The organism is Cutibacterium granulosum (assembly GCF_900186975.1).
GTDB classification, from domain to species: Bacteria; Actinomycetota; Actinomycetes; order Propionibacteriales; family Propionibacteriaceae; genus Cutibacterium; species Cutibacterium granulosum.
In genome coordinates this window covers 2,131,116-2,155,441 of the sequence record NZ_LT906441.1, presented here as the reverse complement: position 1 = coordinate 2,155,441, position 24,326 = coordinate 2,131,116, and the positions used below count along the sequence as shown (strand labels likewise).

Sequence of the window (24,326 nt, the reverse complement as noted above, 5' to 3'; positions counted from 1 at the left end):
TCACTTCTTGAGGAGCTTGTTCAGTTCCACGGCTCCCTTGATGGACTGTGGGGTGGGCGGATCCGTCAGCGAGAATGGGATGACGACGACCTGGTTCTTCCTCACGGCCTGCAGCTGCGAAGCGCCCTTGTACTTGAGGAATGCTGGTTTGGTCTTGGCGATGTCGCCCTCCTGGGCGAGCAGGACGATCCATTCTGGATCCCGGTTGAGGACGTCCTCCATCGTCGCGTCGAAGACGCGTTTCCTCTCGCCGTCGTAGACGTTGCGCAGGCCGTTGGCCTCGAGGATCGGCTGCACCATGCTCGAGGTGCCGTAGGTGTAGAACCCGCTGTTGCCGGGCTCCACCCACAGAGCGGCGGCGCTGTGCTGTGAGTCCTTGCTGGCCTGGGAGGTGAGGTCCTTCACCTGCCCGGTGAGTTCGTCGTTGAGGGTCCTGGCCTTGTCGGGGACGCCGAAGATGTCACCGACCTTGCTGACCTCCTTGGTGACGAGGTCGAAACTCGCGTGATCGGTCCCGGTGCCGTGCGGGCAGAACGTGTCGGGGGCGTACACCTTGACCCCAGCCTTGCGCAGAGCGGCACGGTCCAGACCTTCGTCATAGCCGATGACGAGGTCGGCATGCTGGTCGAGGATCGTCTCGGTGGCGAGCTTGGCGCCACCGGTGTCCAGCTCGGAGGAGGTGATCGTGGGCACGTCCGTGATCTTCTTCAGGGTGTCGGCGTCGTAGCCGTCGGCCATGACCTCCCCGGCCCGACCGGTGATCGAGTCCATGACGCCCAGCTTCACCAAGATCGATGCGTCGGTGTCTCCCATGAGGATGACCCGCTTGGGCGGCGTGTCGAAGGTGAGGGTCTCGTCACAGCTTTTCACCTTCACCGGTGAGGAGAATGCCGAGGCGGATGCCGTGGCTGACGGGCTGCCGGCCCCGGATGAGTCCTCGCCGTGGGAACCGCAGCCGGTGAGCAGCATGGCACCGACGAGTCCGACGGCGGTCGTCGCGAGCAATGGTGTGCTGTGCCCATGACGGAAATGGGCATCACGAGTGATGTGCATGTGGTGTCTCCTCGCACCTGGTGACCGGAGGGTAGCCACACGGTGTCCTGGCTCCCAGGTCGTTGCGCGTTCTCTGCCTTCCAGCCCCGGAAAAGGCCGTGACGTGTCTCGTCGGGCGACGAGGAGAAGTGGCTCGCTGGTCACAGTTGCGGGAACAGCCCCGGACTCGCACCGGAGTTCCCGTATGGTTTTGGGCTCAGCATAACGAGATCGTGGGCGGAATTCCACGCATGGCTGAACAGCTCTCGGGTCTCCTCAGTGCCTTCCTTGCCTCGAAACGGAAGCTGAGGCTGCATGCCAGTGGGGGCGGGGCGAGACTCGTCATGACGTCAGCACGAGCCCGCCGAAGCAGCCTAGTCTCGGGCGGCTAGGCTGACCACATGATTGTCGGCATCGGCGTGGACGTCTGCGACCTGCAACGGTGGGAGGACGCGCTGGCCCGCCACCCGGGGTTGGTGCAGAAGGTGCTCACCCCTGCCGAGGGCAGTCTGCCGAAGCGCTCCCAGGCGGCCAGGTTCGCCGCCAAGGAAGCCCTTGCCAAAGCGCTTGGTGGGCCGGACGGGTTGCGTTGGCGCGAGGTGGAGGTTGTCGTCGAGCAGTCCGGCAAGCCGCGTCTGCATCTCACCGGAGGATCTGCCAGGACGGTGCAGGAGCGCGGTGTCACCGACATTCACCTGTCCCTCAGCCACGACGGGGCACTCGCCGTGGCATTCGTCATCTGTGAGGTGCAATGACTCAGTACGTGTGCACGGCGGCCGCGATGCGCGCTGCCGAACAGAAGCTTTTCGATGCGCATCCCGGTACCGATCTCATGGCTGTGGCTGCAGGGCAGGTCGCCGCGCAGGCACGGGGCATGCTCGCCGATCTGGGGTGCGGGGTGCGAGGCGGTTCAGTGCTGGTGCTCGTGGGAGGCGGCAACAACGGGGGAGACGGTCTGCTGGCCGCGGCCGAGCTCGCCGACGAGGGATGCCATGTACGGGTCTGTCCGGTGCTGGGCACACCACATGCCGCTGGTTGGCAGGTCGCCCTACGAGCGGGGTGTGAGGTGGTGACGATGGAGCAGGCTGGCCAGGTGGTACCAGACCTCGTCATCGACGCCGTCCTGGGGATTGGCGGACGCCCTGGCATCCCGGACGATCTTGCGAGGCTGGGGGAGCAGCTTTCCGCTGCGAGCTGGCTCGCTGTCGATCTGCCCTCTGGCCTGGACGCCAATTCCGGGGCCGTCACGACCTCGCTACGAGCCGATGTCACCGTGACCTTCGCGGCACGCAAGTGGTGCCATGTTGCCCCACCCGCCGCTGAGCGGTGCGGACGGGTCGACGTGGTCGACATCGGCGTCGAGCCCGGTGGCAGTGATGGCGTCCCGAAGTGTGCTGACGGTTGGACGAGTGTGGTCGACGAGGACGACCTCGCCCGGCTCTGGCCGGTCCCGGACCCGGGAGACGACAAGTACTCCCGCGGTGTCGTCGGGATGGACACTGGGTCCTCCCAGTACCCGGGAGCAGCGTTGCTCGGCACGCTGGGAGCGCTGCGCACGGGGGCCGGCATGGTTCGCTACGTCGGACCACGACGTCCGGCGGACCTGGTGCTCGCTGCCATGCCGTCGGTCGTTCTTGCCGACGGCCGGGTGCAGGCCTGGGTGGTCGGCTCCGGCTGGGGGCAGGACGACCCAGCTGCAAATGGACGCCGTCTCCAGCAACGCTGTGTCGACGGCGTACCGATGGTCATCGACGCCGACGCCCTGTCCCTGCTGCCCGCTGAGCTCCCGGACGGCTGCCTGCTCACCCCACATGCCGGTGAGCTGGCGCGCATGCTCGGTGTCGACCGCGACGAGGTGCGTGAGAACCCGCGCGAGTCGGCCGCGGAGGCGGCGCGACGATTCGGCGCCACCGTCCTGCTCAAGGGGGCGATTCAGTGGATGGCCGACCCGAACGGGCACGTGGTGGAGCCCACGCCGTCCGAGATTCTCGACGTGGCCGACCACCCGGGGGCGGGCCAGATGCCTGCCGGGCAGGCCGGTTGTGCCGCAGCGCTGCCGGGGCCGGCGTGGACCGGGCAGGCCGGCTCGGGCGATGTGCTGGCTGGTGTGTGTGGAACACTGCTCGCCGCTGGCGTGTCGGCTGGCTGGGCTGGCCTGTTGGGGGCAAGTCTGCAGGCGCTCACCGCATGCCGCCATCCCGGGCCGTGGTCGCCAGATCAACTCGCCGGGTTCTTTCCCGAGATCATCGGAGCATGCCGGCGGCCCAGCTTTCCGTGAGTCCGTGAGTGGGGTGGGGCACCGGGCCGTGAGCGTCACCGGAGATCAACGGGGCCCAGCTTTTTCGTGAATGGGCAGGGGCTTGGCGCCTCGGCCAGCTGACGTGGCGGAATCGCTGGCTCAGCGGTGCAGCAGACTGATGGAACGACCGTTGCGACGGGGATGGTGAGTGGCCGCAGCCAACAGACGATGACGGGCTGGAGCTGCGACCGATCCGATCCGGATGGCCTCCTCGTAGTGCCCGACGAGTTCGGCACACAGATGCCCCCAAGTGCGGTCCTCGATGGAGGCGCGGGCCGCCGTTCCCATGGCCCTGCGCTTGTAACCGTCACCGACGAGGTCGACGACGTAGCTGCGGAACTCGTCCATGTTGCCCGGCTCGTAGAGCCAGCCGGTGCGTGAGGGATCAATGAGGTCGATCGGGCCGCCGCGGCGCGGACTGATCACCGGAACTCCACAGGCCTTGGCCTCCTGGACCGCCTGGCAGAAGGTCTCCAGCTCGCCGGTGGAGCAGAAGACGTCCATAGATGCCACCGCGCGCGGCAGGTCCTCACCGCCCAGACCCCCGGTGAAGATGGCACCCGGAATCTGTTTCTCGAGCTGGTCACGATCGGGGCCGTGCCCGACGATGACGAGCTTCACCCCGGGGATGTCGGCCAGCACGGCCATGTCCTGCACCCGTTTCTCGGCGGCCAGGCGCCCCATGTACCCGACGACCACCTCGCCGTTCGGGGCCCACTGGGCACGCAGCTCCTCCGAACGCTTCGACGGATGGAATCGTTGCTTGTCGACGCCACGACCCCAGATGCCCACCCGCGGCACGCCGTGCGAGACGAGCTGGTCGCGTGAATAGGTGGAGGGGGCGTAGGTGGCCACCGACAGGGAGTGGATCTGACGCACCCGGTACCAGCCGTAGGGTTCCAACTTGCCCAGGCCGTACCGCCCGGCGTAGGAGGGGACGTCCGTCTGGTAGATGGCGACGGAAGGTATGCCGAGCGAGGCAGCGGCCAGAGCCCCCTTGTAGCCGATGACGAACGGTGCAGCCAGATGGACGACATCAGGGTCGAACTCGGCAAGGGTGCGCTCGATGGACCACTGCGGGGAGGCCGAGACACGCACGTCGGAATAACCGGGGAAGGCCAAGGAGGCCAGCGAGACCACCCGATGCCCCTGGTACTCGTGGGGGGTCTCGGAGTCGCCCGGGGCGATGACCAGGGCCTCATGTCCGTGGGCGCGCAGGTGCTCCAGGATACGCAGGACCGAGTTCGTGACGCCGTTCACCTGTGGCAGGAACGACTCCGCAACAATCGCAACTCGCACACCCTCGATGGTAACTGCTCGAGGTGACGATTCCGCATTGTGCAGTTGTCCAAACGGTGACATTTTCTGATGGATGACCAGCAGCCGATGGCGTCGTTTGGTTGTTGTTGGGCCAAGCAGGTATCGTTGGCGCGTTGGTTCGGCCCATGTGGGCCCATGATGCGTTGAGTTGCTCGATGCGCCCATCCGTCCAGGTGATTCCGACTCGAACACGAGTCTGCTTGGCCGGTTCCGATCGTGTCGCTGCTCCCATGCGGTGACATGCGCGTCTGACGGTGTCAGACCCTTGCAGCTACACGCCCGCCATCGAGACCGCATTCATCCAAGACGATTCACGCACCCTTCCCGCGCCGTCGCGCGGCTGCTGCTGTGCGCAGTCGTTCGTCACCAGAGGATTCCCATGCCCAACAACAAGCCACACCGCAAGGCCAAGTCGTACAAGGCGGACGGCACCCCCAAGAGGAGGTGGACGGCCGCCGAGCGTGCTGCTCGAGGGCACAAGCCACGCAACCGAGGCGGCGCAGCACGACATGGCTCCCACCACAACTCTGGACGCGCTGCCCACACCGATCCCAAGGGCCGGTCATTCCAGGCCTGGGACCCGGCTGCCGAGGTCGATGGCGGCCGACGCCACGACGACCAACGCCAGGCCAAGCAGTATCGAGACGACTGGCACCGGGACGAGCGCCCCCGAGGAGGCCGGTCACGTGGCGACAACCGTCATGGCGGTAGCCGGGGCGGGTACGGTCATGGCTCCGGTGGGTACCGCGGCAACACTCGAAACTCCTACCGCCGTGACGACCGTCGTGACCGGATGGATCGGCGTGACTGGAACGACCAGCGCGGTGCACGCGATCGTGCATCGCACGACTTCGAGGCAGGGCCTCGTGACTGGGATGCTCGTGGTCGTGGCCGGTACGACGGGGACTGGCGTCGTGATCGGCGCGGGTCCAGCCGCCGGGACGACTGGCGCGACGACCACGGCAACGAGCGGAACAACGCTCGGCGTGATCGGGGCGAGCGTGGTGACTGGCACCAAGACGATGCCGAGCCTCGCAACGAGCGTCGCGGCCATGAGCGTCGGGAGCATGATCGCAACCGTGATCGCTGGGATCGTCACGACGGCGGTGGTCGGGGTTCCCACGGTTCCGGGCCGGGGCGTCGTGACCGGGACGACTGGCATGCCGATGACTCCGACGCCGACACCATGGAGTGGAAGGCCACCGATCTTGGCGAGCTCGACACCTCGACGGTGAACCACGAGGGGGGTTTCTCCGCCCTCGGCGTGCCCGACCCCATCGTCGCAGCCCTGGCCGCCACCGGCATCGACGAGCCGTTCCGCATCCAGATCGCTGCCATCCCCGATGCCATCAGCGGCAAGGACGTGCTGGGGCGTGCCTCCACCGGTTCGGGCAAGACGCTGGCCTTCAGCGTTCCGGTGCTCACCCGGCTGTCCGCCGAGCAGCGTGCGGACCGTCGACCGCGTGCCCTCGTCCTCTCTCCCACCCGCGAGCTCGCCATGCAGATCGCCGACGTCATCTCCCCATTGGCCTCGGCCATGCACCTGTCGACGATCCTCGTCGCCGGTGGCATGAGCTATGGTCCGCAGACCAAGGCGTTCAAGAGGGGCGTGGACATCGTCGTGGCCACCCCGGGGCGCCTCGTCGACCTGCTGGAGACCGGTGACGCCGATCTGTCCGGGGTGCAGATGACCGTCCTCGACGAGGCCGATCACATGGCCGACCTGGGCTTCATGCAGGCTGTCGGAGCCATTCTCGACGCCGTGGGGCAGGGGCAGAAGCTGCTCTTCTCGGCAACCCTGGACGGCGCCGTCAACAAACTGGTGCGCACCTACATGAACGATCCCGTCACCCACGAGATCGACCCCGAACGGGGCTCGGTGGCGACCATGACCCACCATGCCTTCCAGGTCAAACCGCACGAGAAGGTCTCACTCATGGCCGAGATCTCACATCGCGCCGGCCACACCATCGTCTTCGCACGCACCCAACGCGGTGCTTCCCGAATGGCCGAACAGCTGCGTGAGGCTGGCGTCATGGCTGGTGCCCTGCACGGTGGACTCACCCAGGGGGCTCGGGCCCGAGTGCTCGCCGCCTTCAAGGAGGGCTCCCTCCCGGTGCTCGTCGCCACCGATGTGGCCGCGCGCGGTATTGACGTCGACGACGTCACCCTCGTTCTGCAGGTCGATCCACCGATGAACTCCAAGGACTACCTGCACCGGGCCGGCCGTACCGCTCGCGCTGGTCAGGACGGCGCCGTGATCAGCCTCATCCTGCCGCACCAGCGGCGCACCATGGCACGTATCTACCGGTCTGCCGGAGTTCATCCCGAGGAGGCCCAGGTGCGGCTGGGCGACGAACACGTTGCACAGGTCGCCCACTGCACTCCGGCCTTGGACGCCCCGATCGCCCAGGAGGAGTACGACGCGATCGTCGCTCCCAAGCCGCAGCGGCGCAAGGGCAAGGGTGGTGGCCGACGCAACGGTCACGGGAGGTATCACCACAACGATCGTCGTGGCGGCAACCGACACCATTCCGACTGGCACGGGTCTGATCGACGTGGTGGCCGCGACGACAGTCACGCTCAGCGCAGGCCGCGCAAGGACCGGGAGCAGGCCCGCCGGGACCACGAGGCCAGGTATGGCCGAGCCGGCAACGACACCTGGTGAGTCAGTGCACCGTCTCACATCTCGGTGAACACAACGTTCTAGGATGGCCTCTCGTGGACAGTACAGATTCGCGAACCCTCGACCTGGCAGACATCAGCGTGCGTCTGGCGCAACCGGGTGAGGCTCAGTCACTGTCGGATGCGCTGAGCGGGCAGCTGCGCCAGACACGCACCGCACAACGCTCGGGTGAGCGGATGTTCTCCGCCTTCTCCGAGTGGATCGAGCGCGACCTGTGTCTCGTCGCCGAGACGGATGCCCCGACCGCTGCAGGCCGGGGGTACCGTGTCGTCGGCGTGCTGCAGCTGGTCAATTCCGGGGCCGTGCCCACTCCATCGTCTGATGAGGTCCTGGCGCCGCAGCATGGTGCGAACCGCGGCGCGGGGTCGCAGGAGGACGCTGAGTCCGAGAAAACCTTGCAGGATGGCCGACACACGACCCTGGACGGTGCCCCCGAATGCTGGGACGACGACCGTCCTCACTCCAGCCATGCGGGAGCAGAGGTGCGCTCGGTGATCGTCGCTCCCGGCAACGATCATGAACCGATCGCGCTGGCACTGCTCGCCGGGGCCGAGCAGCTGGCCACCGATCTCGGTTCTGCACAACTGCGGGTGCGTGGCTGGGCGAGCCACCCGTCGACCAGATCGATGATGCGTGCTGCGCTCAGTCAGCACGGCTACCACGCCGATGGCCCCGATCTGGTGTGCACCCTGCCGGTGCGAGTGGTGGTGCCCACCACCGAGGCCATGCACACCTTGGGCGAGGTCCTGGCATCCGAACTCACCGGCGGTGACGTCATCGTCGCCTCCGGGGAACTTGGTGCTGGGAAGACCACCTTCACCCAGGGGATCGGTCAGGGGCTTCACGTGAGCGAGCCCGTCATCTCGCCCACCTTCGTGCTGGTACGTCGACATGACGGGGTCGGCGGGCGCCCCGGGCTCATCCACGTCGATGCCTACCGTCTGGGATCCCTTGCCGAGCTCGTCGACCTCGATCTCGACGAGACGATGGACTCCTCGGTCACCGTGGTGGAATGGGGTGCCGGTATCGCCGAGGAACTGGCGAGTTCATACCTGGGCGTCCAGATCGACCGTACTGCCGATCCCGAGGATGACACCCGAATCGTCTACCTCACCCCGGTGGGACCACGTTGGCAAGGCGTCGATCTGGGATTCCTCAGCGTGCTCACCCCTGACGACGCCGCGGACACGAGCGAGGACGCAGACATGAGCAAGGAGCTGCAATGACGACCACTTCCACTCCTCGATCCACACTGGCCCCATCCGGCCTCACCCTGGGCGTCGACACCTCGACCGCGGTGTGCGTCGGTCTGGCCCGCGGCGGCGAGGTGCTCGCCACCCTGCGCGTCGATGATCCCCGGGCCCATGCCGAGCAGCTCATGCCGCTCATCGAGGACCTCTGTCGGCAGCAGGGGATCACCCTTTCCGAGCTGAACGAGGTCGCCGTGGGAGTGGGCCCCGGCCCCTACACCGGCCTGCGCGTCGGAGTGGTCACCGGACGAGTCCTGGCCCACCTGGCCGGTCTGGAACCGCGCCCGGTCTGTTCCCTGGACGTGCTCGCCACCCAGTGGGCCATCGGTGCAGACGCACCGGGCGGGCAATTCATCGTGTGTACCGACGCCCGCCGTCACGAACTGTACTGGGCGCGCTACGACGCCGCCGGGAAACGTCTCGACGGCCCCCACGTCAGTGCCCCCGACACCCTGCCGCAGGACCTCCCCGTCGGTGGGCCGGGCTGTGCGGCCCGCGGACTCACGTCTGCTCCGGGAGCACCCGAGCAGCTGGATGCCGGCGCCCTCGCAGCACACTGGACGAGCCTGCCCGACGTCGGTCTGGAGCCGCTCTACCTGCGTGACCCGGACGCCACCGTACCCACCACTCGCAAGGCGACCCTCACCACGGCACGGATCCGTCTGCCACGTCAGGTGGGCTGACCGTGCCGATTCGAGTGGCGAAGCACGGTGATCTTGCTGCGATCATGGACGTCGAGCAGGCGAGTTTCCCACCTCTGGACCAGTGGTCATGCACATCGTGGCAGGCCGATCTGGACGCACCGGACCGGCACGTCATCGTCATGGATGTCGACCGACACGGTGCAGGGGCCACGGACGAGGCCAGCGCCCACGGTGGGGCGGGCAGCGGCCTCGTCGCCGTGGCCACCTTTCATGCCGTGGCCGACACCTGCGACCTGGATCGGATCATGGTGACGCCGCAGCAGCGCAGACGTGGACTCGCCGGTGCCCTGCTCGACGACGGGCTGGGCTGGGCACGGTCCCAGGGTTGCACCCGCATCCTGTTGGAGGTGCGCGACGACAACACCACCGCCCAGCAGCTCTACCGCTCACGCGGCTTCGACGTCCTCTCGCGCCGCCCCCACTACTACCGGAGCACGGCTGGTGAACCTGCTGCCGACGCCCTGATCATGGCAGTCTCGCTCACATCCCCCTTGCTCATGCCTCCCGGACAGCACTGCTCGCACACCACCCGGCCAGCTCGGCTGCCACAGCAGGACGGCAGGCCCCGACAGCAGGTGAACGACGCACGTCGACAGCCCGGGTGCTCCGAGACATCACATCAGGCCGGGCAGACCGGCACGAACGCACATGAGGAGAATCATGTCTGAACCGCTCATCCTGGGAATCGAGTCGTCGTGCGACGAGACCGGAGTCGGCATCGTGCGCGGCACCGAGCTGTTGGCCAACGAGGTCGCCTCCTCCATGGAGCAGCACGTGAGGTTCGGCGGAGTGGTGCCAGAGGTGGCATCGCGTGCCCACCTGGAGTCGATGGTGCCAGTTCTGCAGGCCGCATGCGCCACGGCCGGCATCGATCTTGCCGAGCTGGACGGCATCGCCGTCACCGCCGGACCGGGACTCATGGGGGCTCTCGTCATCGGATTGTCGGCGGCCAAGGCCCTCGCCTCCTACCTCGGCAAGCCGCTCTATGGCGTCAACCACCTGGCGGGCCACGTCGCCGTCGACCTGTTGGAGCACGGTGAGCTGCCCATGCCGTGCGGCGCACTGCTGGTCTCCGGTGGCCACACCTCGCTGCTCAAGGTGAGTTCCATCGCCACCGACATCGTCGAGGTCGGCGCCACCATCGACGACGCTGCGGGCGAGGCGTACGACAAGGTGGCCCGGCTGCTCGGGCTGCCGTACCCCGGCGGGCCCGTCATCGACCGGGCTGCCGCCGAGGGCGACCCGCAGGCCATCCGCTTCCCCCGTGGACTCACCGCCCGGCACGACATGATCCGGCACCGCTTCGACTACTCCTTCTCCGGGCTCAAGACTGCCGTGTCCCGCTGGGTCGAGACCCAGCAGCGTGACGGCAAGGAGGTACCCGTCAACGACGTGGCGGCATCCTTCCAGGAGGCAGTGGCCGACGTCCTCACCGCCAAGGCCGTCGATCTGTGCCAGACGTACGAGTTGGAACACTTCCTCATTGGCGGCGGTGTGGCGGCCAATTCGCGGCTGCGTGCCCTGCTCGCCGAGCGCATGGCAGCCGCCGGGGTCGAGCTGCGCCGCCCGCGCCCCGGGCTGTGCACCGACAACGGTGCGATGATCGCGGCACTGGGTGTGCAGGTGGTCAAGGCCGGTCTCGAACCGTCGTCATTGGACATCTCGGCCAATTCCGGCCTGCCGGTGGAAACGATCCTGGTGTGATCGTGCCTCATCCGTAGTGGATGGGGATTTGGCGAGACGGGCGATGTGACAGTTACCATACGGGGTAACCATGAATCAGGTTTCATTGCCCATGCCCCGACGGAGACAATCATCCTCATGAAAATCTCGAAGATCCTCACCGGTGGAATTCTCACGACCCTCGCCGCCGCAAGTGCCGTCGTCACCGCACCGTTCGCCAATGCCATCGGTGGGGATGGCAAACCGCCCATCCCCGCAGCCACCTGCCGTGCCATCGTGAGCGCCGCGAACGCCGGGGAACCGGTTCCCGATCCGTCGATCCTCCATGACTCCGACTCCATTCCTGCCTACCTCAAGGATGGCAGGCTCGACTTCGTCGTGCAGAAGGACTTCCCGTATCGCAAGGAACTCGACGCTGCCGTCGCCGAGTGGAACGAGGCCCTCAAGGGCAAGGTCGTTCTCGCCGAGACCACCACTGCCACCGACCAGACCATCAGTGTGCGCTACGACCCAGTTCCCGACTCGTACGTGTTGGCTCAAGCGTCCCCATCCCACCGGTATCTCTCCGTGCATGTCACGTCGTACCTGTATCCCGACGCCATCCGTGCGACCATTGCGCACGAATTCGGCCACCTGCTGGGTATTCGTCACACCTGTGATCACACCCTCATGGCCGGATCGATGCACCGCCATCCCTCGGCCCACGTCACGGCGACCGACGTGGCGTCGGTGCTCCAGGGCCAGTTCGACTGAGCACAGATCTGGAACACAAACCGCAACGTTCCACCACATGATGACGACCTGAATGTGTGCAGCGCGTATGTAGGATCTCGGACATGAATGCCGTGCTGCTCGCCGTGATCCTCATGCTCGTCCTCGCCGTGTGCCGGGTGCATGTGGTCATCGCACTGTTCATCGGCGCTCTGGTGGGTGGTCTCGTCGGCGGCCTCGGCCTGGACGGCACGATGCTGTCGTTCCAGGAGGGGCTCACCGGTGGGGCGCAGATCGCTCTCAGCTACGCCCTGCTCGGTGCATTCGCCATGGCCGTGGCCCACACCGGTCTGCCGGATGCCCTGGCCAGGTGGATGATCGCACGTCTTGACGCGACGTCCCCCGACTCGTCCAGCCGGACCCATCGGGTGACGAAATGGGCGCTCATCGGCGCCATCCTCCTCATGGCGATCATGTCGCAGAACCTCATCCCGGTGCACATCGCCTTCATCCCGCTGCTCATCCCACCGCTGCTCACCGTCTTCAACCGGCTGCACCTGGACCGGCGTGCCATCAGTACCACGCTGACGTTCGGGTTGGTGACGACGTACATGTTCATTCCGGTGGGATTCGGCAACATCTTCCTCAACGACATCCTGCTGGGCAACATTCGCAAGGCGGGGATGAGCACCGACGGCATCAGGATCATGCATGCCATGGGCATCCCGGCGTTGGGAATGATGTCTGGCCTGCTCATCGCGCTGTTCGTGAGCTATCGCAAGCCGCGTGACTACGAGGATCGGTCGCTGGCGAAACAGCCAGCCGTGGCCGGGACTGGTTCGATCACCACCCAGGGGGGTGGTGACTCGTCGGACCCACAGGTCTCTGGACCGGCCGGCACGGCCGAGCCGATCAACCGTTACCGAGCCACGGTGGCCATCATCGCCATCATCGTCACCTTCGTCGTCCAGGTGGCGATGCAGCTGGCCGGTGCCAAGTCGAACTCCCTGCTGGTCGGTGCCATAGCAGGACTCGGCATCATCCTCATGGCCCGCGCCGTGCCGTTCCGGGAGAGCAACGAGGTCTTCACCGAAGGCATGAAGATGATGGCTGTCATCGGATTCGTCATGATCGCGGCCCAGGGATTCGCCCAGGTGATGCAGGACACCGGTCACGTCACCCTGCTGGTGACCGACGCCACGGCCCTGTTCGGCACCAACAAGGCCCTTGCCGCGGCCGTCATGCTGCTGGTGGGGCTCGTTGTGACGATGGGGATCGGCTCGTCGTTCTCCACCCTGCCGATCATTGCGACGATCTACGTGCCGCTGTGCATGTCGCTGGGGTTCTCACCGTTGGCGACGGTCGCGATCGTCGGGAGTTCCGGTGCCCTGGGCGACGCCGGATCGCCCGCATCGGACTCCACCCTCGGACCGACGGCGGGGCTGGGTGCCGACGGCCAGCACGACCACATCCGCGACTCGGTGATCCCGACCTTCCTGCACTTCAACCTGCCGCTGCTCGTCGCCGGCTGGATTGCCGCGATGGTGCTGTGAGGGTCCGGGCCGCTGGTGCAGAGATGGTGTGCTGGTCCAGCGGTTGTCGGCCTCTGTGCAGGTTCTGGTGGCAGACTGGGAAAATCGCTGACGAGGAATCATAAGGAGAGCTCATGGGTGAGGATTTCGTTCTGGACGCAGCATTTGCCGCACAACAGGCGGAGCAGTTCCGTTCTGACCAGGTGGGTCGGATCGTGCAGAACGCCGTGACCACCACCAGCGTCGACACCGTGAGCCTGGATCGTGACGTCTTCAACGGCATCGATCCGACGACGTCGGAGCGGCTGGACAGCTGGAGCGTCACCAATCAGAGACATTCCGGGCGGTGCTGGGAGTTCGCCGGCCTCAACGTCATCCGGGCACAGGTGATGAGGAATCTCAACATCGAGAACCTCGAGTTCTCCCAGAACCACATCGCCTTCTTCGACAAGATCGAGAAGGTCAACTTCGCCTTTGCCCGAGCCGTGGAGACCATCGATCTGCCCGACGGCGACGAGCAGGTGCGTGAGCTGCTCGGCGAACTGAGCGATGGTGGTTACTGGCCGCAGTTCGTCGACATCGTCGGCAAGTACGGCCTCGTGCCACAGTGGGCCATGCCCGACACCGAGTCCTCGGGCAACACCGACCGCATGAATCGGGCCCTGGAGAAGGTCGTGCGCCGCGTCGTCGGTCAGATCCGTGCTGCCCGGGGTGCCGACGACCGGGACACCAGGATTGCTGCGGCTCGGGAGCAGGGACTCAAGGACGCCTGGCGGGTGCTGGCCATCCACCTGGGCACCCCGCCCACCTCGTTCACCTGGCAGTACCGTGACAAGGACAAGAACTTCCATCGCGAGGACACGTTCACCCCGACGCAGTTCGCCCGCCACATCGTCCCCGGTGACCTCGACGAGTACGTCACCGTCCAACACGACCCACGCACCGAGAACCCCGTGGGTCAGGGCTATGTGCGAGAACACACCCCGTACATGGTGGGGCGTCCCGGATACTCCTACGTCAGTGCCGAGATGGACGACATCAAGGCCCTGGCCATCGAGTCGATCTGCTCCGGGGAGCTGGTGTGGTTCTCCTGCGACGTCAATGCCCAGTTCGATCGCAAGCTCGGCATCTGGGACGCCAACCTGCACGACTACGAGGGGCTCTACGGGGTGGAGCTCAACCGGTCCAAGGCCGACCGGATGCGCTTGCACGAGACCTCGCCCACCCATGCCATGGCCCTGGTCGGCGTCGATCTGGTTGACGGTGCACCGGTGCGGTGGCGTGTCGAGAATTCCTGGGGTGAGGACGTCGGCACCAAGGGATTCTTCACCATGAACGACAACTGGTTCGACGAGTACGTCTTCGAGGTCGTCGTACCACGCTCGAGGCTCAGCCAGGCCCAGCGTGACGCCCTCGACGGTGAACTCACCGTCATGCCGTACTGGGACGTGCTGTGAGGGCCGTCGCATGATGACGCCGGTGCTCACGACCCTGGGATTCGTCCGGCATCCCGACGGTGAACATGTGCTCATGGTGCACCGCATCGCTCGCAACGACGACGACCAGCTCGGCAAGTACAACGGGCTGGGTGGCAAGGTCGAACCCGGTGAGGACGCCGCTACCGGCATGCGGCGCGAGTTGTGGGAGGAGGCCCGTCTGCAGGTCGATGCCATGCGGTTGCGTGGCACGGTCTCGTGGCCGGGTTTCGGCAGACACGGTGAGGACCACTTCGGGCTCATCTTCGTCATCGACCGGTGGCACGGCGACATCCCCGACGCCAACGAGGAGGGTCCGCTGAGCTGGCAGCGGATCGACGAGCTCGACGCACTGCCCATGTGGGAAGGTGATCGGTACTTCCTGCCGCTGGTCTTCGACGAGACGATCCCGCAGTTCCACGGCTGCATCCCCTACCAGGACGGGCGGCCGACCGGATGGACGTACTCGGTGCTGGCCTGAGGTGCAACGGGCCGGCCTGAGGCGTGATGGGGTCGGGGCGAGACGCCGTGGAGTTGGCTGGCCATGACGTAGGGTGACCTGCGTGGATGTGCAGGTGGCCCAACAGTTGACCAGCACCCCCGGCGCGCACGCCCTGGCTGCTGCCTTGGACCAGCCAGACCCCAACTCGCTGGCGGCTGCGACGGCGTTGCGCCGCGAGTTTCCCGCCGATCTGGCTGCTGCCGCCCTGGATCAGGCCGCGATGCGCCAAGCAGCGGTACGCAAGATCGGTGACGTGGCAGCCACCATGCTGTGGACGCGCGACGGACTGGAGCAGGCCACCCGGGGCGACGTCTCTCGCTGGCGGGCGGAGCGTCTCAAGGCCGCCGGGATTCGGCACGTCATCGACCTGGGCTGTGCCTGCGGAGCCGATTCTCGAGCCTGCCTGGATGCCGGGCTGCAGGTGAGTGCCGTGGAGATCGATCCGGCCACCGCCGAGCTCGCCCGCCACAACCTGCCCGGGGCACAGGTACTGTGCGCCGATGCCACGGCGGTGCTGGACGAGCTGTTCGCTGCCGTACCTCAGCCTCCCCACGACCGCGTACCGGGCGGCCTCGCGTCGCGGGGCGTCCGACCAGGTGGGACCGCCGTCATGCTCGACCCGGCTCGCCGGACCGGACGGGGGCGCACCTGGCGTCTGGCGGACGTCCAGCCGCCGTGGTCCTTCGTCGAGCACGTCCTGCAGCTGGCACCGTGCGTCGTCAAGCTCGGCCCCGGGGTCGATCGTGGCCAGTTGCCGAACCAGCCCGTCACCCATGTGGGGCATCGCGGTGATCTCGTCGAGGCCACCCTGTGGTCAGGGTTTGGTGATCTGTGGCCGGGGGACCGGGCCGTCCTCGTCGGCAGCGACGATCGAGGCCCGGTCGAGCTCCCCGCGGCGCTCCCCGCCCCCGAACCCGGTGACCTGGGGGCCTTTCTGGCCGAGCCGCATCCTGCGGCCATCCGCGCGGCGAGCCTGTCCGCCATTGCCCCGCAGTTGCGTTCGGTGGCTCCGGGCATTGCCTACCTCACCGCCGACGAGCCCGTCGAGACCCCGTGGCTCACCTGGTTCGCCGTCGAGGAGGTGTTGCCCCTCGACGTGCGCGTCCTGCGCGGCTGGGTACGCAAGCACCGCGTCGGCACGGTGGAGATCAAGAAACGCGGGGTGGAAGTCGACCCCGTGACATGGCGGCGCAAGCTCAAACCCTCCGGGCCGAACAGCGCGACTCTGGTGTGCACCCCGACGACGGCTGGAGCCCGGGCCGTGGTGTGTCGGCGGCGAATGGTCACCAGAAATTGATCCTGCCATTTCGCTTTGCAGATGGGATGTGTGGTTGCATGATCACATGCTGAGCAATTCTTGCCGCCCCCGGCGTTGGGGCGTCCTCCTGTTGGCTCCTCTCCTGCTGCTGTCCGGATGCATGAAGTTCAATGCCTCCTACGACATCAAGGACGAGGAACACGTCAACGCCAACCTCACCATTGCCGTCTCCAAGTCCATGGCCGAGATGTCCGGTCAGAACACCGGTGGGGAGCTCAAGGAGTGTGAGCAGTTGATGTCCGCCTCCGGCGTCACCGACAAGGCGGTGGCGAAGAAGTACGAGGACGACGAGTACATCGGCTGCACCATCGTCGGTGAGGACAACGCCAAGAACATTGGTACTCGGGATTCCGGGGTCGCCATCACGTTCACCGACGACGAGGTGAAGTTCCGCATGGGTCAGGAGATCTTCTCACCCGAGACCTCGGGTCAGGAGATCACCCCCGAGATGCTCAGTGATTTCAAGGTGTCGGTGACCTTCCCCGGCGCAGTGACCCAGCACTCCGGGTCGAGCACGGTGGACGGCAACACCGTCACCTGGACCAGTGCCAAGGAGCTCATGTCGAGTGGGATCACTGCCACCAGCGAGCGTTCCTCCAGTGCCCTGGCGTGGTGGATGTGGCTCATCATCGGGGTGCTTGCCCTGGCTGTCATCGGTGCCGTCATTGCAGTCATCGTGCGTCATCGGGCGAAGGGTTCCCGGGCCAACGGGTCGCAGGGCGAATCGGTGCCACACGATCCCGAGCGGCCTGACGGTGGGCGGCCCACCCAGGAGGGCCCGGAACGGTCTGGCCCGGAACAGTCTGGTTCTGTGCCGTCTGGTTCTGGGCAGTTTGATTCTGGACAGCCTGGCTCCGACCGGCCGCGCCGCGCAGACGGCCAGCCTCAGCACGGCGATTCCATGCCGCACTCCTCGACCCCTGCTCACGGGGATCATGGTCAGACCCCGGCGGGCCAGGAGCCTCAGCCGAGAAACGTCCAGCCGTGGGAGGCATCCGATGGTGCCGGTCAGCCACACCATCTGGCCAGAGGAGTCGAGCCCGACGCGGATGTCGCGGCCGATGCGGACGCCAGTCCTGCACCTCGTCGTGGCGCCGGTTCGGACTTCCCACACCCATCGTCGGGCTCCGGCACGTCGGATCCTGGACCGTCGGATTCCGGCACACCGGGAGCCTGAGCTTCACCGACTCAACAATCTCTGGCACTCATCTTGCCTGAGTGCTAATGCCGGTGTACTTTTCTGATTGGCACTCTCATGGTGAGTGTGCCAACGAGCTGGACGCACCCGCGACGCCGAAGGCTCGAACGCTCGGGGCTCGCAACCCCTGGCAGGAGACTTTTGAACATCCGTCCTTTCACGAAAGGGGTTCATCGTGGCAACCACGATCAAGCCGCTCGAGGACCGCGTCCTCGTCCAGCCTCTCGAGGCCGAGCAGACCACCGCATCCGGTCTCGTCATTCCCGACACCGCCAAGGAGAAGCCGCAGGAGGGCAAGGTCATCTCTGCTGGTCCCGGCCGCGTCGACGACAAGGGCACCCGCGTCCCCATGGACGTCAAGGAAGGTGACGTCGTCATCTTCTCCAAGTACGGCGGCACCGAGGTCAAGTACGACGGTCAGGAGTACCTGCTGCTCAACGCGCGCGACATCCTCGCCGTCGTCGAGAAGTGAGGCGCTGACACATGGCAGCAAAGCAGCTTCAGTTTGACGAGGACGCCCGCACCTCACTCGAGCGCGGTGTCGACACCCTCGCCGACACCGTCAAGGTGACGCTGGGCCCCAAGGGCCGCTACGTCGTCATTGACAAGAAGTGGGGCGCACCGACCATCACCAACGACGGTGTCACCGTCGCCAAGGAGGTCGACCTCACCGATCACTATGAGAACCTCGGCGCCCAGCTGGCCAAGGAGGTCGCCACCAAGACCAACGACGTCGCCGGTGATGGAACCACCACCGCCACGGTGCTCGCCCAGGCCATGGTTCACGAGGGCCTGCGCGCCGTCGCCTCGGGCACCAACCCGGTTGGCCTCAAGCGCGGCATCGACAAGGCCGTGACCCAGCTCGTGGCGAACCTGCGATCCCTGTCGCGCGCCGTCGAGACCACCGCCGACATGGCCAACGTCGCCACCATCTCCAGCCGCGACGAGAAGATCGGCAAGCTCATCGCCGATGCCTTCGACAAGGTCGGCAAGGACGGCGTCATCACCGTCGACGAGTCCCAGACCTTCGGCACCGAGCTGGAGTTCACCGAGGGCATGCAGTTCGACAAGGGCTACCTCTCGCCGTACATGGTCACCGACCAGGATCGTATGGAGGCCGTGATCGAGGATCCCTACATCCTCATCCACTCCGGCAAGATCTCCTCGATGAACGACCTGCTCCCCGTGCTGGAGAAGGTCATCGCCGCCCACGGCACCCTGTTCATCGTCGCCGAGGACGTCGAGGGGGAGGCCCTGAGCACCCTCGTCGTCAACAAGATCCGCGGCACCTTCAACTCGGTGGCCGTCAAGGCACCGGCCTTCGGCGATCGTCGCAAGGCCATGCTGCAGGACATCGCCACCCTCACCGGTGGCCAGGTCATCGCACCCGAGGTCGGCCTCAAGCTCGACCAGGTGGATCTGGACGTCCTGGGACGCGCCAAGAAGGTCGTCGTCAGCAAGGACAATACGACCATCGTCGACGGTGCCGGGGCCAAGGCCGACGTCGACGGACGCGTCGCCCAGCTGCGCGCCGAGTACGACCACTCCGACTCCGAGTGGGACCGCGAGAAGCTCCAGGAGCGGATCGCCAAGCTCGCCGGTGGCGTGTGCGTCATCCGCGTGGGTGCTGCCACCGAGGTGGAGCTCAACGAGAAGAAGCACCGCATCGAGGACGCCGTCTCGGCCACTCGCGCTGCGATCGAGGAGGGCATCGTCGCCGGTGGCGGCTCGGCCCTCATCCACGCCTCCGCCAACCTCGCCGACAAGCTCGGGCTCGAGGGCGACGAGCTGGTCGGTGCCCAGATCGTCGAGAAGGCCGTGCGTGAACCGCTGCGTTGGATTGCCGAGAACGGTGGCGAGCCCGGCTACGTCATCGTCTCCAAGGTCGCCGAGTTGGAGCCCGGACATGGCTACAACGGCAAGACCGGTGAGTACGTCGACCTCATTGCCGATGGTGTCATCGACCCGGTCAAGGTGACTCGTTCGGCTCTGGCCAATGCCGCCTCCATCGCCTCGCTGCTGCTCACCACCGAGACCTTGGTGGTGGACAAGCCCGACGACGAGGACGACGACAAGTGAGGTCGAGCCTCGAAACACTCGGCTGAGAAGTCCGCGAGCGGCCCCGGAAGGTGACTTCCGGGGCCGTCGTGCATGCTGAGGGTCATGGCGTCACGAGCCGGTAGTGTTGCCGATGACCGAAAGGACGTGGATGAGCCAGAGACGTGATGAGGCGGTTCCGGACGGTGCGCAGAATGCCCCGGAGACCCCCGCTGCTGCCTCCCATCGAGATCGCACGGCACTCAAGGTGGCCCTTTTCGGGTTCGCCGGTGCTCTCATGATCGCTGAATGGGCCTGGACCGACACCACCCCGACGAGCGGCACGGTGAGCATGAACCAGGTGCTGGCCCGACTGGTCGGAGCGTTGGGGGTCATCGTCCTGAGCGGGTCATGGCTGGCGACCCGAGGTTGGCGGACCCCTCAACTGTGGCGGGTGCTTGCCGTCTGGGCCCTGCCCCTGATGGTCTGCCCGCCGGTCATGAGCAGTGATGGTTGGGCCTACGCCGCCCAGGGATACCTGTTGGCCAATGGGTTCAATCCCTATGAGGTGCCGCAGGGCAGGGCTGGCGACCTTGGCGCCTTGGTCGACTCGCACTGGAGGGGCAGCACCGCCGTCTACCCACCCGGATCGTTGTGGGGCCAGGCCGGGGCAGTGGCATTGTCTGGCGGACGTCCCCTTGCCACGATCATCACGCTGCGCATGGTGGCGGTGGCAGCGCTGATCCTTCTGGGCATGGCCGTCACACGAGTGGCCCGGCTCGCTGGGGTGGACGAGCACCGTGCCTTCTGGGTGGCGGTCGTCAACCCGTTGACAGTCCTGCAGGTCGTCGGCGGGGTGCACAACGACGGGATGCAGGCGGCAATCGGGGTGTGGGCCCTGGTGGTGGCCTGGACGTTGGCGCGGCGTGGTCAGTACTGGTGGGCTGCCATCGGTGGCGGGGCCCTTGTCGGCCTGGCCGGTACCGTCAAGCAGCCCGGTGTGCTCTTCGGCCTCGGCGTCGTGGCCGTCATCTGGGCCCAACTGTGCAATGCCCTCGCTCCCGGGGACGGATCGCAGGGCGAGGGGGCACGGCAGCGCAGGGGCCGTGGCGGCAGGTCTCGCAGAGGTGCGCCGCGAGCGGCCACATCGCGATCGCGCGCTGCCCGGTCCGGAGGCGCCCGGAAATCCTCGGCTCGCGCCAGCACGTCACCTGCAGCGGACGGTCGTACTGCACGACCGGCCAGGTGGGCACGACTCATCGCCCTCCTGGCGGTGGCAGCCATGTGCGGGGTCGGCGTCTTCGCGGCAGTGTCCAGTATCGCCGGCTTGGGGCTGGGGTGGCTCAACCCCTCCGGGGGAAATCCGGTGAGTGTCACGAGTGACGCCCCCATCGCCCTCGTCGTCCAGATGCTGGGCTGGGCCGGGGTCTCGGTGCAGCAGATGACTTCAGTCGCCACGGCAGTGAGCCTGAGCCTCACCGGCATCGGGATCATGTGGTGCTGGGTCGAATGGGGCCCCACCGATTCGCGTGCCGGCGACCCACTACGATTCCAGGCCGCGGCACTGGTGGTCTACCTGGTCTGCTCCGTCGCCCTGCAACCCTGGTATCTCGTGGGTCTGGTGGCCATCGTCGCGTTGATGGAGCTGTCGAGTCGTTGTTGGGAGATGACGGTGACCGTCATTTTGGCCGCCACGACACTGAGCTTCCTGCAGTGGTTCTGCTCCCCGTTCCTAGCCCTGCCGATCGTCGTCCTCGGTGCGTTCTTCGTCTGGAGGGTGGGTGCGCGCGTGGGGGGCTAGGATTGAGACGTTCTCCGTCGTCCTCGCACCGTGCGCTGTGTGCACCACGTCCACATGAAAGGCTGCTGTTGTTCATGAGTGATCGCGTCTCATCCGACGAACTTGCACCTCTGGCACTCACCTTCGACGATGTCCTTCTCCAGCCCGAGGAGAGCAACGTCGTGCCGTCCCATGCCGACACCGGGACTCGACTGTCGCGCAACATCAGTCTTGCCATCCCGCTGGTCAGTGCGGCGATGGACACCGTCACCGAGACCCGGATGGCCATCGCCATGGCCCGTGAGGGTGGCCTGGGAATCCTGCACCGCAACATGTCCATCGAGGAGCAGGCCCAGATGGTCGATCAGGTGAAGCGCTCGGAGGCCGGCATGGTCGACGAGCCGATCACCATCTCACCGGAGGCCACCATGGCCGATGCCGAGGAGTTGTGCCACAAGTACCGGATCTCCGGGGTGCCCGTGGTGGACGACCGCATGCGACTCGTCGGCATCATCACCAACCGCGACATGCGTTTCGAGGATGACATGTCCAAACCGGTGAGTGAGGTCATGACCCATGCTCCACTCGTCACCGCACCGGTCGGCACCGCCCCCTCGGACGCTCTCAAGCTGCTGGCCGCCCACAAGATCGAGAAACTTCCCCTGGTGGACGCCGATGGTCGTCTCAAGGGTCTGTTCACCCTCAAGGACTTCGTCAAGTCCGACCAGTACCCCAAGGCCACTCGTGACTCCCAGGGGAGGTTGCGGGTGGGCGCCGCCATCGGCTTCTTCGGCACCTCCTTCGAGCGGGCCATGGCCCTCATTGAGGAGGGCATCGACCTCATCGTCGTCGACACCGCCCACGGCCACACCCAGGGGGAACTCGACATGATCCACCGTCTCAAGAGTGACCCGGCCGCCAAGGGGGTGGACATCATCGGTGGCAACGTCGCCACCTACGCAGGAACCAAGGCCCTGTGCGAGGCCGGCGCCGACGGCATCAAGGTCGGCATCGGGCCGGGCTCCATCTGCACCACTCGCGTGGTCGCCGGAGTGGGTGTGCCCCAGGTGACGGCCATCGCCCAGGCAGCACGTGCCGCACGTGAGTTCGGCGTGCCGGTCATTGGTGACGGTGGCCTGCAGTACTCCGGTGACATCGCCAAGGCCCTGGTGGCCGGTGCCGACTCGGTGATGCTCGGATCGCTGCTCGCCGGGTGCGAGGAGTCCCCCGGGGAACTCGTCTTCATCAATGGCAAGCAGTACAAGAGCTATCGGGGCATGGGCTCGTTGGGAGCCATGTCGGCGCGCGGTGAGAAGCTGTCGTACTCCAAGGATCGCTACTTCCAGGGAGACGTCACCAGCAACGACAAGATCGTCCCGGAGGGCATCGAGGGCCAGGTGGCCTACCGTGGTCCGCTGGGTTCGGTCGTCTACCAGCTGGTCGGCGGTCTGCGCCAGGCGATGTTCTACACCGGATCGGAGACGGTCGACGACCTGCACCGCAACGGACACTTCGTGCGCATCACCTCGGCGGGACTGCGGGAGTCCCATCCGCACGACATCCAGATGATCGCAGAGGCCCCCAACTACTCCGGACGGTGAAGTGTGCACGTCAGACGATGACGCCCCCCCGGAACCTGACTGAGAACGACCAGCAACATGGCCTCCACCGAGGGGCCCGGCAAACAGAGGAATCATGTACGACTTCGAACGAAGCAAACGCGCCACGCACGCATACGGACTCGACGACATCGCGATCGTGCCATCCCGCCGCACTCGCGACACGGACCGGGTGAACCTGGACTGGAAGATCGACGCCCTCACCTTCGACTTCCCGATCATGGCCGCCCCGATGGACTCGGTGATGAGTCCGAGCACCGTCATCGAGTTCGGGAAACTGGGCGGACTGGGGGTGCTCAACCTCGAAGGCCTGTGGACCCGCTACGAGGACCCGCAGCCGCTGTTCGACGAGCTTGCCGAGATGGGGGACGACGTACGCACCACCCGCCGCATGCAGGAGATCTACTCCGAGCCCATCAAACCCGAACTCATCAAGGCCCGCATCGGTGAGATCCGCGCGGCGGACGTCCCGGTCGCCGCCGCCCTCTCACCCAAGAACACGGCTCGGTTCGCCGACACCGTTGTCGCGTCGGGAGTGGACTTCTTCGTCATCCGCGGCACGACGGTCTCCGCCGAGCACGTCTCCGACAGCCCCGACGTGCTCGACCTGCGAAAGTTCATCTACGAGCTGGACGTGCCGGTCATCGTCGGTGGCTGTGCCTCCTACCAGACGGCCCTGCACCTCATGCGTACCGGTGCGGCCGGAGTGCTCGTCGGCTTCGGTGGCGGCGCAGCACACACCACCCGTCAGGTGCTGGGCGTCGAGGTGCCGATGGCCTCGGCCATCGCCGACGTGGCGGAGGCGCGTCGTGACTACATGGACGAGTCGGGCGGTCGCTACGTCCACCTCATCGCCGACGGTTCGGTAGGACGATCCGGCGACATCGCCAAGGCCATTGCCTGCGGTGCCGACGCCGTCATGGTCGGTTCCCCGCTGGCCCGCGCCACCGAGGCCCCCGGCAAGGGCTGGCACTGGGGTGCCGAGGCCTGGCACGGGTCCCTGCCGCGTGGTGAGCGGGTGCACTTCGACACCGTCGGAACCCTGGAGGAGGTCGTCACGGGCCCTTCGCACATTCCCGACGGGACGATGAACCTCGTCGGTGGTCTGCGTCAGGCCATGGCGACCACCGGCTACTCCGACGTCAAGGAGTTCCAGCGCATCGAGCTGGTCGTGCGCTGA

19 protein-coding genes, 1 pseudogene and 1 riboswitch are annotated in these 24,326 nt (G+C 66.4%); of the genes and pseudogenes, 18 read left to right on the top strand and 2 right to left on the bottom strand.

The window, feature by feature from the left end:
• Entirely contained in the window at positions 1 to 1,053 is a 1,053-nt protein-coding gene (locus CKV91_RS09200) for an ABC transporter substrate-binding protein (protein WP_023034295.1), read from the bottom strand.
• 40 nt (positions 1,054 to 1,093) lie between these two features.
• Positions 1,094 to 1,236, bottom strand: a riboswitch (cobalamin riboswitch).
• A 197-nt stretch (positions 1,237 to 1,433) separates the two neighbouring features.
• On the opposite strand from CKV91_RS09200, the gene CKV91_RS09195 reads away from it, so the two are divergent.
• Together CKV91_RS09195 and CKV91_RS09190 are read left to right on the top strand one after the other, a co-directional pair.
• Positions 1,434 to 1,787: a holo-ACP synthase gene (locus CKV91_RS09195; protein ID WP_021104221.1), complete on the top strand. Its 354-nt coding sequence runs from the start codon at positions 1,434 to 1,436 to the stop codon at positions 1,785 to 1,787.
• Positions 1,784 to 3,310, top strand: a complete 1,527-nt coding sequence (locus CKV91_RS09190; protein ID WP_065860457.1) for a bifunctional ADP-dependent NAD(P)H-hydrate dehydratase/NAD(P)H-hydrate epimerase — start codon at positions 1,784 to 1,786, stop codon at positions 3,308 to 3,310. The genes CKV91_RS09195 and CKV91_RS09190 overlap by 4 nt, the downstream gene beginning before the upstream one ends.
• A gap of 120 nt (positions 3,311 to 3,430) precedes the next feature.
• Here the strand turns inward: CKV91_RS09190 and CKV91_RS09185 are convergent, their stop codons facing one another.
• Positions 3,431 to 4,630, bottom strand: a complete 1,200-nt coding sequence (locus CKV91_RS09185; protein ID WP_095141032.1) for a glycosyltransferase family 4 protein — start codon at positions 4,628 to 4,630, stop codon at positions 3,431 to 3,433.
• Positions 4,631 to 5,837: 1,207 nt separating this feature from the next.
• Between CKV91_RS09185 and CKV91_RS09180 the strand changes: the two genes are divergently transcribed.
• The 16 genes and pseudogenes from CKV91_RS09180 (at position 5,838) to CKV91_RS09105 (ending at position 24,326) form a co-directional block, all read left to right on the top strand.
• Positions 5,838 to 7,319 carry a DEAD/DEAH box helicase gene (locus CKV91_RS09180; protein ID WP_065860585.1) on the top strand — a complete coding sequence of 494 codons (1,482 nt, stop codon included), beginning with the start codon at positions 5,838 to 5,840 and terminating at the stop codon, positions 7,317 to 7,319.
• Positions 7,320 to 7,372: 53 nt separating this feature from the next.
• Entirely contained in the window at positions 7,373 to 8,563 is a 1,191-nt protein-coding gene (gene tsaE / locus CKV91_RS10035; protein ID WP_325168515.1) for a tRNA (adenosine(37)-N6)-threonylcarbamoyltransferase complex ATPase subunit type 1 TsaE, read from the top strand.
• A complete protein-coding gene (tsaB, locus tag CKV91_RS09170; protein ID WP_065860459.1) occupies positions 8,560 to 9,270 on the top strand; it encodes a tRNA (adenosine(37)-N6)-threonylcarbamoyltransferase complex dimerization subunit type 1 TsaB in 711 nt (236 codons plus the stop codon). Before tsaE ends, tsaB begins: the two co-directional genes overlap by 4 nt.
• A gap of 44 nt (positions 9,271 to 9,314) precedes the next feature.
• Positions 9,315 to 9,773, top strand: a pseudogene (locus tag CKV91_RS09165) (GNAT family N-acetyltransferase); the annotation flags it as partial.
• A gap of 178 nt (positions 9,774 to 9,951) precedes the next feature.
• The gene (gene tsaD / locus CKV91_RS09160) at positions 9,952 to 10,995 is read left to right on the top strand and encodes a tRNA (adenosine(37)-N6)-threonylcarbamoyltransferase complex transferase subunit TsaD (RefSeq protein WP_023034287.1); all 1,044 of its coding nucleotides are present in this window, start codon (positions 9,952 to 9,954) and stop codon (positions 10,993 to 10,995) included.
• 117 nt (positions 10,996 to 11,112) lie between these two features.
• Complete coding sequence (locus tag CKV91_RS09155; RefSeq protein WP_021106269.1) at positions 11,113 to 11,727, top strand: zinc metalloprotease; 615 nt, start codon at positions 11,113 to 11,115, stop codon at positions 11,725 to 11,727.
• Between the two features lie 83 nt (positions 11,728 to 11,810).
• Positions 11,811 to 13,238, top strand: coding sequence for a Na+/H+ antiporter family protein (locus tag CKV91_RS09150; protein ID WP_021104233.1), 1,428 nt, complete (start codon positions 11,811 to 11,813; stop codon positions 13,236 to 13,238).
• 113 nt (positions 13,239 to 13,351) lie between these two features.
• A complete protein-coding gene (locus CKV91_RS09145; RefSeq protein WP_065860460.1) occupies positions 13,352 to 14,674 on the top strand; it encodes a C1 family peptidase in 1,323 nt (440 codons plus the stop codon).
• A gap of 10 nt (positions 14,675 to 14,684) precedes the next feature.
• Positions 14,685 to 15,173 (top strand): NUDIX hydrolase, encoded by a 489-nt coding sequence (locus tag CKV91_RS09140; protein WP_021104236.1) that lies wholly within the window; start codon positions 14,685 to 14,687, stop codon positions 15,171 to 15,173.
• Between the two features lie 82 nt (positions 15,174 to 15,255).
• Positions 15,256 to 16,491 (top strand): THUMP-like domain-containing protein, encoded by a 1,236-nt coding sequence (locus CKV91_RS09135; protein WP_065860586.1) that lies wholly within the window; start codon positions 15,256 to 15,258, stop codon positions 16,489 to 16,491.
• A 46-nt stretch (positions 16,492 to 16,537) separates the two neighbouring features.
• On the top strand, positions 16,538 to 17,689 hold the full coding sequence (locus CKV91_RS09130) for an LppM family (lipo)protein (protein WP_021104238.1): 1,152 nt from the start codon (positions 16,538 to 16,540) through the stop codon (positions 17,687 to 17,689).
• Positions 17,690 to 17,885: 196 nt separating this feature from the next.
• Positions 17,886 to 18,182 carry a co-chaperone GroES gene (gene groES, locus CKV91_RS09125; protein ID WP_002514778.1) on the top strand — a complete coding sequence of 99 codons (297 nt, stop codon included), beginning with the start codon at positions 17,886 to 17,888 and terminating at the stop codon, positions 18,180 to 18,182.
• An 11-nt stretch (positions 18,183 to 18,193) separates the two neighbouring features.
• Positions 18,194 to 19,789 (top strand): chaperonin GroEL, encoded by a 1,596-nt coding sequence (gene groL / locus CKV91_RS09120; RefSeq protein WP_021105748.1) that lies wholly within the window; start codon positions 18,194 to 18,196, stop codon positions 19,787 to 19,789.
• Between the two features lie 130 nt (positions 19,790 to 19,919).
• The gene (gene mptB, locus CKV91_RS09115) at positions 19,920 to 21,548 is read left to right on the top strand and encodes a polyprenol phosphomannose-dependent alpha 1,6 mannosyltransferase MptB (protein WP_065860461.1); all 1,629 of its coding nucleotides are present in this window, start codon (positions 19,920 to 19,922) and stop codon (positions 21,546 to 21,548) included.
• Positions 21,549 to 21,622: 74 nt separating this feature from the next.
• On the top strand, positions 21,623 to 23,128 hold the full coding sequence (guaB, locus tag CKV91_RS09110) for an IMP dehydrogenase (RefSeq protein WP_021104251.1): 1,506 nt from the start codon (positions 21,623 to 21,625) through the stop codon (positions 23,126 to 23,128).
• A gap of 94 nt (positions 23,129 to 23,222) precedes the next feature.
• The gene (locus tag CKV91_RS09105; protein ID WP_023034259.1) at positions 23,223 to 24,326 is read left to right on the top strand and encodes a GuaB3 family IMP dehydrogenase-related protein; all 1,104 of its coding nucleotides are present in this window, start codon (positions 23,223 to 23,225) and stop codon (positions 24,324 to 24,326) included.